The 12,815-nt window shown below is 46.2% G+C and carries 11 protein-coding genes; 7 read left to right on the forward strand and 4 right to left on the reverse strand.

Annotated elements, in window-relative coordinates; genetic code table 11:
• The first annotated feature begins 2 nt into the window (after window positions 1-2).
• Window positions 3-1,280, forward strand: a complete 1,278-nt coding sequence (locus tag L5L91_RS12615; RefSeq protein WP_263236745.1) for a glutamate-5-semialdehyde dehydrogenase — start codon at window positions 3-5, stop codon at window positions 1,278-1,280.
• Between the two features lie 104 nt (window positions 1,281-1,384).
• Here the strand turns inward: L5L91_RS12615 and L5L91_RS12620 are convergent, their stop codons facing one another.
• The 3 genes from L5L91_RS12620 to L5L91_RS12630 form a co-directional block, all read right to left on the reverse strand.
• Entirely contained in the window at window positions 1,385-1,693 is a 309-nt protein-coding gene (locus L5L91_RS12620) for a hypothetical protein (protein WP_212599364.1), read from the reverse strand.
• 215 nt (window positions 1,694-1,908) lie between these two features.
• Entirely contained in the window at window positions 1,909-2,385 is a 477-nt protein-coding gene (gene ybaK / locus L5L91_RS12625; protein WP_263236746.1) for a Cys-tRNA(Pro) deacylase, read from the reverse strand.
• 119 nt (window positions 2,386-2,504) lie between these two features.
• Entirely contained in the window at window positions 2,505-3,425 is a 921-nt protein-coding gene (locus tag L5L91_RS12630) for a DMT family transporter (RefSeq protein ID WP_263236749.1), read from the reverse strand.
• 288 nt (window positions 3,426-3,713) lie between these two features.
• On the opposite strand from L5L91_RS12630, the gene dnaK reads away from it, so the two are divergent.
• From dnaK to L5L91_RS12645, 3 genes are all read left to right on the forward strand, one after another.
• Complete coding sequence (gene dnaK / locus L5L91_RS12635) at window positions 3,714-5,633, forward strand: molecular chaperone DnaK (protein ID WP_263236752.1); 1,920 nt, start codon at window positions 3,714-3,716, stop codon at window positions 5,631-5,633.
• 110 nt (window positions 5,634-5,743) lie between these two features.
• Window positions 5,744-6,877, forward strand: coding sequence for a molecular chaperone DnaJ (gene dnaJ, locus L5L91_RS12640; protein ID WP_006082793.1), 1,134 nt, complete (start codon window positions 5,744-5,746; stop codon window positions 6,875-6,877).
• Between the two features lie 773 nt (window positions 6,878-7,650).
• Window positions 7,651-8,565, forward strand: a complete 915-nt coding sequence (locus L5L91_RS12645) for a toll/interleukin-1 receptor domain-containing protein (RefSeq protein ID WP_263221752.1) — start codon at window positions 7,651-7,653, stop codon at window positions 8,563-8,565.
• 130 nt (window positions 8,566-8,695) lie between these two features.
• Here the strand turns inward: L5L91_RS12645 and L5L91_RS12650 are convergent, their stop codons facing one another.
• Window positions 8,696-8,974, reverse strand: a complete 279-nt coding sequence (locus tag L5L91_RS12650) for a DNA polymerase III subunit epsilon (protein ID WP_173243176.1) — start codon at window positions 8,972-8,974, stop codon at window positions 8,696-8,698.
• Window positions 8,975-9,557: 583 nt separating this feature from the next.
• Here L5L91_RS12650 and L5L91_RS12655 point away from each other — a divergent pair.
• The 3 genes from L5L91_RS12655 (at window position 9,558) to L5L91_RS12665 (ending at window position 12,617) form a co-directional block, all read left to right on the forward strand.
• The gene (locus L5L91_RS12655) at window positions 9,558-10,886 is read left to right on the forward strand and encodes a DEAD/DEAH box helicase (protein WP_263236753.1); all 1,329 of its coding nucleotides are present in this window, start codon (window positions 9,558-9,560) and stop codon (window positions 10,884-10,886) included.
• Between the two features lie 187 nt (window positions 10,887-11,073).
• A complete protein-coding gene (locus L5L91_RS12660; protein ID WP_263236754.1) occupies window positions 11,074-11,658 on the forward strand; it encodes a GNAT family N-acetyltransferase in 585 nt (194 codons plus the stop codon).
• Window positions 11,659-11,807: 149 nt separating this feature from the next.
• Complete coding sequence (locus L5L91_RS12665) at window positions 11,808-12,617, forward strand: M48 family metallopeptidase (RefSeq protein WP_028759303.1); 810 nt, start codon at window positions 11,808-11,810, stop codon at window positions 12,615-12,617.
• The last annotated feature ends 198 nt before the right edge of the window (window positions 12,618-12,815 follow it).

Genomic DNA, 12,815 nt, shown 5'->3' on the forward strand with positions numbered 1-12,815 from the left:
TTTTGAGTCAAATGAATCAAGATCAGTATTTACAGCAACTTGGCCAAAATGCCAAACAGGCCAGTTATGCTTTAGCCAACTTAACGGCGAGCCAAAAGGCTGACTTACTCGAAGCTATTGCCGATGCGCTGACGGCAAACTCCGCCGCCATTTTAGCCGCTAATGCTAAAGACGTTGCCGCCGCTAAGAACGATGGATTAACTGAGGCGATGATCGACAGACTGTTGCTCGATGATGCGCGTTTAGCGGGCATTATCGGTGATATCAGCGATGTGATCCGCCTTGCTGATCCCGTGGGCGAAGAGTTTGGCAGCAAGTTATTAGATAACGGTTTAAGGCTGACTCGCCGCCGCGTACCGCTGGGCGTGATTGGGGTTATCTACGAGGCGCGCCCGAATGTGACTGTCGATATCGCGGTACTCGCCCTTAAAACGGGTAATGCGGTGATCCTCCGTGGCGGTAAAGAAACCCTTGAATCGAATAAGCTTATCAGCGAAGTGATCCGCGGCGCGATTGTCGCCCAAGGTTTGCCCATAGATGCGGTGCAATTTATTGATTCTTCAGACAGAGCCCTAGTGACAGGTTTACTTAAGCTCGATCAATATGTCGACATGATAGTGCCGCGCGGCGGTCAAGCATTGCAGCGCTTATGTGCTGAGCAAGCGACCATTCCGGTGATCTTAGGTGGCATAGGTATTTGCCACTTGTATGTCGATAAAAATGCCGACCTTGAGCGTGCCTTAGGCGTAATCGCTAATGCCAAAGTGCAGCGTCCAACTGTGTGCAATGCTCTTGATACCTTGCTGGTGGATGAGCGCGTGGCTAGCAGCTTTGTACCGCAAATTGCCGAATATCTGCATCGTCTAGGCGTGCGTTTTTCAGTTTGTGACACAAGTTTTAGTCTGCTGGATGGTTTAGGGTTCAATGTGACGCTTGCTAAGTCTGAGGATTTTGGTATTGAATGGCTGTCATTAACCTTAGGTATTAAAGTCGTGAGCGATATCGATGCCGCCGTTAGTCATATTCGCCAGTATTCTAGCGGCCATTCGGAAGCCATTTTGACCGATGATATTCATGCAGCGGCGCACTTTATGAATGAAGTGAACTCAGCCGCCGTGTATGTGAATGCCAGTACTCGTTTTACCGATGGCGGTCAGTTTGGTCTTGGCGCTGAAGTGGCTGTGAGCACCCAAAAACTGCACGCCCGCGGTCCAATGGGGCTTGAGGCATTAACCACATATAAGTGGTTAGCTTGGGGTGATTACACTAGTCGTGTTTAGCGGTAAATACCGATAAACCCAAAGCCGTTAACCTACTACGTTGACGGCTTTTTTGTTTGCGGTATCCAACTGAATAGCGACATTAATGTGTTTGGCTAACAAGTTTAGCTGCTTATGGTGAGCGGGGTATAAGTAACAAGTAACCAGATACAGAAAAATATCGTCGACATAACGACAGTGAATTTACGAAAGGCCTTGATGTATTCCAAGGTATAAATAAAGTACTTTTCTTGTACTCTGCGAGTGAGTAAAACCGAAGGCAGCATAAAACTGCAATAGAGCATGACTACCATAGTGGTAAAACTGTTTCCCCAGAAATGCTCATAAATAAATAAGGCGATGCAGAGTAGCATGGCGCACCAACTGATAGGGCTGATGCTATTTTCTGGATTCCATTGGGTTGATTTTTCCATCTGACTATCCTTAGTCGATTTGTACCTCAGTACAATTTATAGACGGATATCACGGCTTTATCAAACGCTTTCCACAGTTAGACTCTGTACGCTGGCCAGTTTGTTGCCGTTTGAGCCTTGTTCACCATTTATCTAACATGAGTGCGTACAACTTAAAGTGGAGTGAATTACTTACTTAACGTCGAATGACTTGTGCTTAATGTGGTCGAGATCGCTTAAAGTGTCTTGATATCGGCAAATTCGCCTTTGCAAAGCTGAGCTAAGTCTGTGGCCGCTAAGCTTATCTCTAAACCGCGTCTGCCCGCGCTGACATAAATCCTGTCGAAGCCTTGAGCGCTGGCATCAATCAAGGTTGGCAATTGTTTCTTTTGCGCTAAGGGACTAATACCGCCAACCAGATAGCCTGAGGATTTTTGTGCTAGGTCGGCATCGGCCATTTGTAGTTTCTTTTGTCTTAAGCATTTAGCTACGGCTTTTAGATTAAGCAGATGATCGACGGGCACTAGCGCGACGGCAATCGGCGCATGGGCTTTGTCGATGGCAACTAAAAGGGTTTTAAACACTTGTGCGGGTTCGAGCCCTAAGGTGTTAGCGGCTTCTTCGCCGTAGGCGGCGCAGTGTGGATCGTGGCTGTACTCTAAGATATCAAACGCGATCTTGGCTTTTTTAGCCAATCGGACGGCCGGGGTCATTTTATACTCCTTCACAAAACGGGGGATATTAGCGCTTAATCTTGGCTTAAAATGTTAGCGAGCTCTTTTAATTGGCTCATTGCCGTGAGCTAACATTATTTAAGGCTGTTACTCAACGATTATTCCGCTAGCTTTGTGCTTATCTTGTTTTTACGCTCTAAATAACGGGGCAGAAGTTGCTGCAACATCATCCCCGATAAAATAAAGGCTAGGCCGAGATAGGTTGCCATCGCAATCGTTTCTTGCAAAATCCACGCGATAAAACCAATCGACATCACAGGGGATAAAAACACCATAGTGCTGATGTTCGCGGTGCGAGTGGCGGTTTTCAGCGCCATTAACCAGAGCACGAAGGTAATGCCCATCTCAAATAAGCCCACATACATACCTGCAAATATCGCCTTAATACTAAAACTGGGCAGGGTATCTGTCAGCACTAAGGTGACGGCAACAAAAGGTAAGCCGATAAGAAAACTCAATAATAAACTCACCACAGGATCGCCTTGATCTTTAGTGTTGACGATCCAATATAGGCACCAGAGTAAGGTGCTGGTGAGAGCAAGGCCGATACCGAGCGGGCTATCAAAACTAAAGCCGCTGATATCGCCGCCGGTGGCAATAATAAACACACCAGTGTAGGCAATCAGCGCCGCTGCAATGTCGCTTTTACGCAAATGTTGCTTTAACAAAGGCGCGGCCAGTAACGGCAGTAATACCGCCCAAGTGTAATTAAGTGACAATGCTTGCTGCGCTGGCAGTAAGGAATACGCTTTAAATAACACGACATAGTAAAGTAAGGGATTGATGAGCCCAGTCACCAGATAAAACATGGGGCGGCGTAAAAACTGTTGCTTGAGTAAGGAAAGCTTTTTTTGCCAAGCAAGGATTCCGGCAAGGGCAATAATCGAAGTGAGTACGGCAACAAACACCAGTTGCAGCGGTGTGTAGTAACTCAAGGCAATCTTAAAGGCCGTGGCCACAGTAGACCAGAGAAAGACAGCCGCCATGCCATACACGTACGCTAAATTCGAAGACTTCACTCTGCTACCTTACTAGGATAAACATCCGCCAAATGTGGGCAGATTGAATAACAGCTTTGGTTGATAAGCAAGACTATTTTATGTGATTGGATATTTTATCCCACTGTAGATGCGAGAAAGATAAATCAGAAAATTTTTTTGTTCGCCCTTGTAATTAAATTCCCTGTCCCAATATAGGTATCAAGGCAGAGAAGGTGGCCAACGATGGACTTGATATTTAAACCGTCTAGCCCCATATCAAAACCAACTAAACAAATTTAGATTGAATGAAATTTTTCGGAGGACCTCATGGGTAAAATTATTGGTATCGACTTAGGCACAACAAACTCTTGTGTAGCTGTCCTCGATGGTGGCAAAGCACGTGTGTTAGAAAACGCTGAAGGCGATCGCACAACCCCGTCAATCATCGCTTATACAGATGATGAAACCATTGTCGGTTCGCCAGCAAAACGTCAAGCTGTGACTAACCCAACTAACACATTTTTCGCGATTAAGCGTTTGATCGGTCGTCGTTTTAAAGATGACGAAGTCCAACGTGACGTGAACATCATGCCATTCAAAATCATTCAAGCCGACAACGGTGATGCATGGGTTGAATCGCGTGGCAACAAGATGGCTCCACCACAAGTTTCTGCAGAAATCTTGAAAAAGATGAAGAAAACCGCAGAAGACTTTTTAGGTGAAGAAGTAACAGAAGCGGTTATTACTGTTCCTGCATACTTCAACGATTCACAACGTCAAGCGACTAAAGATGCGGGTCGTATCGCAGGTCTTGATGTTAAACGTATTATCAACGAACCAACGGCAGCAGCATTAGCCTACGGTATTGATAAGAAACAAGGCGACAACATTGTTGCGGTATACGATTTAGGTGGTGGTACATTCGATATCTCTATCATCGAAATCGACAGCAACGATGGCGACCAAACATTTGAAGTGTTGGCAACCAACGGTGACACCCACTTAGGTGGTGAAGACTTTGACAACCGTTTGATCAACTACTTAGCTGATGAATTCAAGAAAGAGCAAGGCTTAGATCTGCGTAAAGATCCATTAGCAATGCAACGTCTGAAAGAGGCAGCAGAAAAAGCGAAAATTGAACTTTCAAGCACCAACCACACTGAAGTGAACCTGCCATACATCACGGCAGACGCAACAGGTCCTAAGCATTTAGTGATTAAAATCACTCGTGCTAAATTGGAATCACTGGTTGAAGACTTGATTATCCGTACATTAGAGCCACTAAAAGTTGCCCTGGCTGATGCAGATTTATCTGTAACAGACATCAACGAAGTGATTCTAGTGGGTGGTCAAACACGTATGCCTAAGGTTCAAGAAGCAGTGACAAACTTCTTCGGCAAAGAACCTCGTAAAGACGTGAACCCAGACGAAGCGGTAGCCGTAGGTGCTGCAATTCAAGCGGGCGTTCTGTCAGGCGACGTGAAAGACGTATTACTGTTAGACGTAACACCACTGTCTCTGGGTATCGAAACCATGGGCAGCGTGATGACTAAGTTGATTGAAAAGAACACCACTATTCCTACTAAGGCGCAGCAAGTGTTCTCAACAGCCGATGACAACCAAAACGCAGTGACGATTCACGTACTGCAAGGTGAGCGTAAGCAAGCGAGCGCGAACAAGTCATTAGGCCAGTTCAACTTAGACGGTATTGAGCCAGCTCCACGTGGCCAGCCACAAATTGAAGTGATGTTCGACATCGATGCCGACGGTATTCTGCATGTGTCTGCGACAGACAAGAAAACCGGCAAGAAACAAAACATTACCATCAAAGCTTCTTCTGGCTTAAGCGAAGAAGAAGTGGCGCAAATGGTACGTGATGCCGAAGCTCACGCAGATGAAGACAAGAAGTTTGAAGAGTTAGTGCAAGCACGCAACCAAGCTGACGGCTTAGTCCACGCGACTAAGAAACAAGTGGAAGAAGCGGGTGATGCATTGCCAAGCGAAGATAAAGAGAAAATCCAAGCTGCTATGGCCGCTGTTGACACTGCCAGCAAAGGCAATGACAAAGAAGCCATTGAAAAGGCAACTCAAAACTTGATCGAAGCATCTGCTAAGCTGATGGAAATCGCTCAAGCTAAGTCTCAAGCTCAAGGCGGCGACAATGCCGACGCGGGCAAACAGGCTAACGCTACTGCCGATGACGTTGTCGATGCTGAATTCGAAGAAGTGAAAGACGACAAGAAATAATGACTTGTTTTCAATCAAATAGATTGATTTCAAAGCGTTAATTTCTAGGCGGGCGTTACGGGGCAACCCTAACGCCCGTTTGTTCAACACCAGCTGAGAAGCATGAGATTATGTCAAAGCGAGATTATTACGAAGTATTAGGTGTCAGTCGTGACACCAGCGAACGTGAAATTAAAAAGGCCTACAAACGTCTGGCCATGAAATTTCACCCAGATCGCAACCCAGGCGACAAAACCGCAGAAGCTAACTTTAAAGAAATTAAAGAAGCCTACGAGATCCTAACCGACGCCGACAAAAAAGCGGCCTATGACCAATTTGGTCATGCGGGTGTGGATCCTAATCGCGGTGGCGGTGGTTACGGTGGTGGTCAAGGCGATTTCGGTGATATTTTCGGTGATGTCTTTGGCGATATTTTCGGCGGTGGACGTCGTGGCGGTCAACGCCAAGCGGCCCGCGGCTCAGATTTACGTTACAACCTAGAGTTATCACTGGAAGAAGCCGTTAAAGGCTTAACCAAAGAACTGCGGATTCCAACGCTGGCGACTTGCGATCTGTGTGAAGGCAGCGGCGCGAAAAAAGGCACCTCTGCAACCACCTGTGGCACCTGTCATGGTCAAGGCCAAGTGCAAATGCGCCAAGGTTTCTTTGCCGTGCAACAGCCTTGTCCAACCTGTCATGGCCGCGGCAAGATCATCAAAGATCCTTGCACTAAGTGTCATGGCGATGGCCGTGTTGAAAAGAGCAAAACCTTATCGGTTAAGATCCCAGCCGGCGTTGATACGGGTGATCGTATTCGTTTAGCGGGTGAAGGCGAAGCGGGTGAGTTTGGCGCGCCAGCAGGGGATTTATACGTTCAGGTCAGTGTGCGTGAGCATGCGATTTTTGTCCGTGATGGCAACAACCTTTACTGCGAAGTGCCGATATCCTTCAGTAAAGCGGCCCTAGGCGGTGAGATTGAAGTGCCAACACTGGATGGTAAAGTCAGCCTGAAGATCCCAGCCGAAACGCAAACGGGCCGTATGTTCCGTTTACGTGGTAAAGGCGTCAAGTCGGTTCGCAGCCATGCGGTAGGTGACTTGCTCTGCAAAGTGGTTATGGAAACCCCAGTTAACTTAAACGATCGTCAAAAAGAACTGTTACGCGAATTTGAAGCCACCTTAACCGGTGAGTCAAAGAAGCACAGCCCAAAGGCTGAGGGCTTTTTCGATGGCGTGAAAAAGTTCTTTCAAGATCTGAATAGCTAACTTGGTCTAGTGGCGCAGAGGTTAGCTGCGCACTAGATGAATAAAGCCTCGCAGTGTTTAGCACTTGCGGGGCTTTTTTATGGTTGTTTTATGCTAAAACCACTTAAAAGGCTAGATGTTAGTTTGATCGTTCTGCTTTGCTATTTGGCTTTATAGCCGAGATTGTTTGTGACTTAAACCTAGCTTTAGGTTTCTCTTTTTTAAAGAAAATCAAAGTCGTGGGGCTTCACCCCACACCCGACCAAGGAGGACTGCTCGTCCTATCCTCCTTGGATGCTCCATGACGCCCCCAACGGAGTTGAAAGCCCCTTGTGCTCATTGGCAAATTTGCTGACGCTTCCGATGGGGCGTCCCTTCCCCTCGAAAGCTAGCTTGCCATCCATGGCAAGACTCACGCAATTTGTCTATTCGCCCTGCGGCAACTCCGAGGGGATGGTGTATTCCTTTGATTCTGGTGTTATCGGTAAATTGTTCAGGTATAAAAGTTATTCATGTCCGGTCTTTACGTTCGCCCAGCGGCAATTCCGAGGGGATAGTGTATTACGTATTCATTGATGCTATTGATAAGCAAATAAATAATAAAATCAAGCTCACATAACCTTTCATTTATCTAAAAGTATATAAAATGAGATTTAAGAACAACTATCTAGTTTTAAATTATTGTTTACAAAGAGGAAAAACAGTGGGAAATTGAGTGTATTCAATATTGTTCATTTGTGTATCTAAACACTGTAAATGTAAAGTAATTAGAATTATTTATATATGGAGTATCGATGAAAGTATTTATAAGTTGGTCTGGTGAAATGAGTCATAAAGTCGCCAAGTCGCTAAGAGACTGGCTACCATCTGTAATACAGAGTATTACACCTTACGTTTCTTCAGAAGATATTGACAAAGGAGCACGTTGGTCCAGTGACATTGCATCAGAACTCGATGAATCATCTTTTGGCTTATTATGCGTAACGCCGGACAATATAAACGCACCGTGGTTAAATTTTGAAGCTGGAGCACTTGGTAAAAGTGTAGATAAGAGTAGGGTTTGTCCTTTTTTGTTTAGGATTAAACGCTCTGATATAAAAGGACCTGTACTCCAGTTTCAATCAACTATTCATGATAAAGAAGATATTTATAAGTTATTAAAATCTATCAATGATGCTTGTGGAGATCAGGGGATAGAGGAAACTAGACTTGAAAAAACATTTGCAGTTTGGTGGCCTAAATTAGATGAAGAACTTTCTCAAATTCCAAATCCGCAAGAAGCTCAAGAGGTTACTTCGAATCAACCTGAAGAAATGTATGGGTATGTTTCTAGAGTTCTAGAAGAGGTCTTAGAAGTTAGCCGAACAAATCAAAGGTTACTTCGTGATCCTACCACCCTCTTACCAGTGGACTATTTCGAGCATGTTTTGGATAGGCTAAATAGGGATAGTAGGTTGCGTAAAAGATCAATGGAGGAACGTATTATAGAAGAACGTATTCATCCGGCTGCATTAGAAGAATTGGTTGTTAGATATCGAGAATTCCTAAAGTTTTTTGGTAAAACTAGACATAAATTTGGCGAAAATCCTGAAATGATGGAAGAGTTGCTCTTTTTACTTCGACGCATGGATGATCCTCTTCGATATTTATGCAACAACATAGGTATGAGGCTACCAAAAGAGATGCTTGATGAGTTTGATAGACTATAAATCAGATTTATCTTACTTTGCGGTATTTAACCATTGATACCTTCAAATACCTATCGTCATAGACTCTTGTTTATAAAGATAGGTATTTGAGCGTGAGCCATCAATGATGATCAATGGCTCTTTTGAGAGGTTACTCTTCTGTATCAGTAAATGCGGCTTCGGCTTTCTCTAACTCTTGCTCGGTTTTCAGCTGAAACGCTTGTTGCTTTTTAAGTTTGGCTTCTTCTTCAAGTGCGGCTTCTCTTTGTTTAAATTCGTGTCTCTCTGGTTTAGTCAGAAACTTAAACGCGAGCTTGTTGCCTAGCACGTAGGCGACCACGTCTTCGCCTTTTGTGCGGCGTTCATCGACGCGTTGTGAAAAACGGGCGTTATCGCGGGCTTTACGTTCTTCGGCATTTAACTTACTCATAATCTGTTCTCCTCATTTAGTTAATCACGGTAGTGTTCCACTACGTTCAGTTAAACAAATGAGTTGTGTTGCACATTCATAAAGCTGATTGGGCGGGATTCTACCATAAGCAATCACGAAAGCTGTGGGATTAAAATCTACCATTCCATCACCTGCGTTAACTTTGCGCACATAAGAAAGATGCGGCTGGAGTCTCTTTTAAGATACACCACAAACATCGAAGCGACAGGAATTCACCTATTCCTGCGAACTGGCCGTTATATATGGACCTTGCCGGCAACGGAGATCCAAGAGGAGATTGCTGTTGATCCCCTCTTGGTCGACTCTTGATTTAACATCAGGGGGGGAAGCCCCACGACTTTGATTTTGATTTGATATTCGGTTTAGAAATTCAAACGAAGTTTAAAACTAGACTTTCTTCGTTGCGTAACGCAAATGCCGTAACTGTATCGTTGCAAACCGTACCGTTGTAAAGAGTACCGTTGCAAACTGAACCAAGGCTTGCGTAAATACCTAAACAACATTGGTATTCACTGCCAACTCTCAGTAAACTTTCGCTCCCATGTTTTGATCCGGTGCTGTGATGACCTTTCCCGAGCTTTCTTCCCCTGAGTCGTTAACTTTTGCTGAGCTTGGCTTAAATTCGGCGTTACTTAAGGCCTTGCCTGCAACACTGGCGCATCCGACTCGGGTGCAGCAATTGGCGATTCCGGCCATTCTTGCGAGACGGGATTTGTTAGCCTTAGCACAAACCGGTAGCGGGAAAACCTTAGCTTTTGGTTTACCACTTCTACAACAACTTTTGTTGCAACAGCAAACACAGTTACAGGGTGCTAAGTCTGTGCAGGCCCTAAATGCGCAGGCCTTAGTGCTGGTGCCTACGCGGGAATTAGCGCTGCAAGTGACTGAAGCGTTGCAAGCGGTGGCGAGTCAGTTATCGGCTTCGTTGAACATTCAGCTTCTGTGTGGCGGCGTCCCCTTGGAAGACCAATTAGTAGAACTTGCAGCCAAGCCGCAGGTATTAGTGGCAACCCCTGGGCGTTTACTGGATTTATGCAAACAGTCCCACGTCAGCCTAGATTCGATAAAACATCTCGTGCTTGATGAAGCTGACCGCCTGCTGGAAATGGGGTTTTGGCCCGATGTGCAAAAGCTGATGGCGTTTATGCCTAAGCTTAAGCAAACCTCGTTGTTTTCTGCCACCTTGCCCGAGGCGTTGGATACATTGGCGGGCAAGCTGCTGGTGAATGAGCCGCTACGGGTTGAAGCCCACAAGGTGAATTCAGTGGCAGGTGAAATCGAAGAACAACTCTATTTAGTCAACAAGGGCAGTAAAGCGCAGGTATTGATTGCGCTATTAAAACAGTATCAATGGCCGCAGGTGTTGGTGTTTATCAGCGCCCGTGATGATGCCGATGCCGTCGCTAAACGACTCGCCAAAGCGGGGATGAAAGTCGCTGCGCTGCACGGTGAAAAAGAGCAAACCGTGCGCAGCCAAACCTTGGCCGACTTTAAAGCCAATCGCATTCAAGTATTAGTTGCGACTGACTTGATAGCGCGCGGCATTCATGTTGATGCCTTGCCAGTCGTTATCAATTTGGATTTGCCCATGAGCGCGCCTGTGTACGTGCACCGCATTGGCCGCACCGCGCGCGCTGGCGAAAAAGGGCTGGCGATTTCCCTCGTGTGCCACGGTGAAATGGCAACTTTAACGGCGATCCGCAGTTTAACTGCGCGGGAGTTACCGCTGGCATTATTGGCTGACTTTCCGGTAACGGATAAGCCGAGTGAAAATACCAGTGATGGCGCCACAGAGAGTAAAGTTGAGCGTAAGCGACCACCACGGGATAAACAGGCGAATCGCCGTAGCATCAATAAGCATAGCGCCAAAGAGTTTAAAGGTAAGCGCTGAGCTTGAAGCTATTCATAGTGAAGCTAAAGCGATGCCATCCTCAAGCAAAGAGTGAAGCGATTCATAGCATCCAAGCTTGGCGCGCAGCTATCACTAGACTGATAACAGAATAAAGCGCATTAGCCGCTGTTAACGTTTTCGCTCTGGGTGTAACTTAGTGACTTATTTACATTAAGGGAGCTAAGTTATGGCATCGACATTGGCGTTAAGCAAAGCACTTCATAAAGTGGTGAATAACGGTTTAACGACTGAGCACTTTGTACTTAGGCCATTCCAGCGAGCGGATTTTGAGGCTTTTACCGCCTATCGAGCCGACCCTAAGGTCGCTAAATATCAAAGCTGGACGGATTACCGCTATAGCGATGCAGTCGCGCTGTTCGACAATATGGATTACGCACAATTTGGTGCGGCGGATACATGGTTTCAACTTGCGATTGTCACTGCCGCGTCGGGAGTAACACCGACCGCGCTCGTTGGCGATCTGGCGCTGCACTTTATTGATGAGCAGCAGGTAGAAATCGGTTTTACGATTGCGCCTGAGCATCAAGGTAAACAGGTCGCTTTTGAGGCCGTCAGTGCATTGCTGGATTACCTCTTTATTGAATTGCATAAGCATCGCGTTATTGCCATCACCGACGCACAAAATCTTGCCAGCTGTCGCTTACTCGAAAAACTCCACTTTAGGCGCGAAGCCCATTATGTGAAAAACATCTTCTTTAAGGGCGCGTGGGGCGATGAGTATCTCTACGCCTTGTTAAAAGAAGAGTATTAATTCCCTTTAGGTGCAAAGTATCGCTAACGCGCGCCGCCAGTGTTTCTCTATTTGGCTTATCTTGTCTATCTCAGTAAAATCTTTCCATTAGTTGAGCCCCTGTTGGCTCAAAGATCTTCACGCCCGTCATGGGATTTAAGGAGTGCCACATGAAATCAATGCGTTTAGGCTTAGTGGGAATGGCGGTTGCGCTCGGATTATCGGCCTGTGCGACCACGCAATCGCCAACGGGGCGAGGGCAGACCTTGTTGTATTCAGCGGCGCAAATGCAGCAGATGGGCGATTCCTCCTTCGAGGAAATGAAAAAACAGCAAAAAGTGAGTAGTGATAAAAAGCTGACGCAATACGTCAATTGTGTCGCTAATCGTATTACCGCAGTGCTGCCGGACCAAACCCAACGCTGGGATGTGGTTTTGTTTGACTCAGAACAAGTTAACGCTTTTGCTCTGCCGGGTGGGCATATTGGGGTTTATACCGGATTGCTTAAGGTCGCTAAGGGACCTGATCAGCTTGCTACTGTGCTCGGTCACGAAGTCGCGCATGTGTTGGCGCAACATGGTAACGAGCAGGTTTCCCGTGGACAGTTAACGGGCGTTGGAATGCAGATTGCCGATGCAGCGCTAGGGGCGAGTGGTGTGTCGAATCGCGACTTATATATGTCGGCATTGGGACTCGGTGCTCAGGTAGGGGTTATTCTGCCCTTTGGCCGTGCCCAAGAGAGCGAAGCCGATATCATGGGCGTAGAGTTAATGGCTCGAGCGGGTTTCAATCCGGCTCAGAGTGTTGAGTTATGGCAGAATATGTCGAAGGTGGGCGGTAGCCAAGGGCCGGAGTTATTATCGACCCATCCATCGAACAGTAATCGCATTGCTCAGCTACAACAATTGCAAGCACAGATGCAGCCACTTTATGCCAGTGCTAAAGCGCAGGTGAAGAATCAATGTGTGGCGCCGAAATAAGCTGAAGTCTATTTAAGATCTAAGTGCCCGTTTGGTGAGTGTTCGCTGTCGTTTGTGGAGAGATATGTGTCCTTAACCTATTTATGCTTTTGGATAAATACGCAATAAGTGTGTAAAAAAGCCTCCTTAGTTAAATAAGCAGTCAGTTTACCAGCATAGCTCGCTGAACTATGGTAAACTGGCGCGCAAAATTCCACT

This window comes from Shewanella sp. SM55 (genome assembly GCF_025654025.1).
Taxonomy (GTDB): Bacteria; Pseudomonadota; Gammaproteobacteria; order Enterobacterales; family Shewanellaceae; genus Shewanella; species Shewanella oncorhynchi.